Origin of the sequence: Wolbachia endosymbiont of Drosophila bocki (assembly GCF_028982005.1) — a bacterium.
GTDB lineage: Bacteria > Pseudomonadota > Alphaproteobacteria > Rickettsiales > Anaplasmataceae > Wolbachia > Wolbachia pipientis.
This window is the reverse complement of sequence record NZ_JAPQLG010000136.1, coordinates 1-1,598: the sequence shown is the minus strand read 5'-3', so window position 1 is coordinate 1,598 and position 1,598 is coordinate 1. Positions and strand designations below refer to the sequence as shown.

Genomic DNA, 1,598 nt, shown 5'->3' with positions numbered 1-1,598 from the left:
ATATACCTCTTTCTTAACTATGCTTATTTTACCTCATATTTTCGAGATCCTTAACAGGTTCTTAGAAATAAATTGAGAAAAATGCAATTTTTTATAAAGATCGATTGAAATTTCCGAGCTTCAGTTATATTGTTAATCTATTCAGATAGAAATTAGAAACTATTGTGTCAAATAAAATAGGTTTTTGGGCTATTTTTGCCTTAGTGATTAGTAGCCAAATTGGCTCTGGAATTTTTATGCTTCCAATTAGCCTTGCTCCATATGGCATGTATAGCCTTATAAGCTGGATAATATCAGGGCTTGGTGCTATATCTCTTGCTTTAGTTTTTGCCTCACTCTGCACAAAATTTCCGGAAACGGGTGGCCCTCACGTCTATGTAAAGCATGCTTTTGGCCCTGCTGCAGCTTTTTTTGTTGGTTGGACGTATTGGGTGATCTCATGGGTTAGCACAACAGCCGTAATAGTTGTGGGTGTTGGTTATCTTACACCATTTTTCCATGAAGATATTCAAAACGTACATCTGTTTTTAGAGATGTTATTACTTACAATTATTACACTAATAAATTTTAGAGGAGTAGCTACTGCTGGACGTGTTGAGTTTTTATTGACGGTGATAAAAATTTCTGTATTGCTTGTAATACCTATAGCAGCATTATTTTTTTTTGATAGAAATAACTTCATCATAAGTGAAGAAATATCAAATCTTACAACATCGCAGATTCTTGCCCGTTCTACACTTATTACTCTATGGGGTTTTATTGGAGTTGAATTGGCAACAGCACCTGCAGGGTCAGTTGATAATCCAGCTAGAACAATACCAAGAGCTGTGGTACTTGGAACAATCTCTGTTGCTGTCGTGTATTTTATCAACAATCTTGCAATTATGGGATTAATAAATGGCAATGATTTAGCAAGTTCAAGAGCACCATATGTTGACGCAATAAAAATTATGGCCTCTGGCAATTGGCACTTGATTGTTTCTATAACTGCGTTCATTTTTTGTGTTGGTACTTTAAACGCTTGGGTACTAGCTAGTGGACAAGTGGCCCTTGGCCTTGCAAAAGATAAACTGATGCCACAGTTTTTTGCTCAAAGAAACAAGCACGGTTCTCCTTTCTGGGGCATAACAACTAGCTCAGTTGGAACTGCAACTTTACTAATCCTCACTTCAAGCAACAATTTTGCTAAGCAGATCACATCAATTATCGACTTTTCTGTAGTTTCATTTTTATTTGTTTACCTTGCATGCAGTCTTGCTTCTCTCAAAGTTATTGTGCAAGAAAAGAGTTGTTACAAATTTTTAATTGGCAGTATAGCAACAACCTTTTGCTGCTGGGTAATATTTGAAACTTCTGTGAATACCTCGCTGATCGCAAGCTTATTCACTGCAAGTGGCGTACCTCTTTATTTATTTTGGTATCGCAGAGTTTCTGTATAGCAAATGTTATGTATCTGTTCAGCAGAGTGGCAAAATAAGGTAGACGAGAAAAGACAACTATAGGAAGAAATGGGTGTCATGCCAGTGCGTGACACTGGGATGGCTTTGTTGCATCGCTAGCTATGATGGATTAAAGATAAAAAAGATGGAGAATATCAG

The 1,598-nt window shown here is 36.7% G+C and carries 1 protein-coding gene; it reads left to right on the top strand.

Annotated features, from left to right (window positions below):
• The first annotated feature begins 164 nt into the window (after positions 1 to 164).
• On the top strand, positions 165 to 1,439 hold the full coding sequence (locus OZD61_RS02990; protein WP_274979793.1) for an APC family permease: 1,275 nt from the start codon (positions 165 to 167) through the stop codon (positions 1,437 to 1,439).
• Positions 1,440 to 1,598 lie beyond the last annotated feature (159 nt).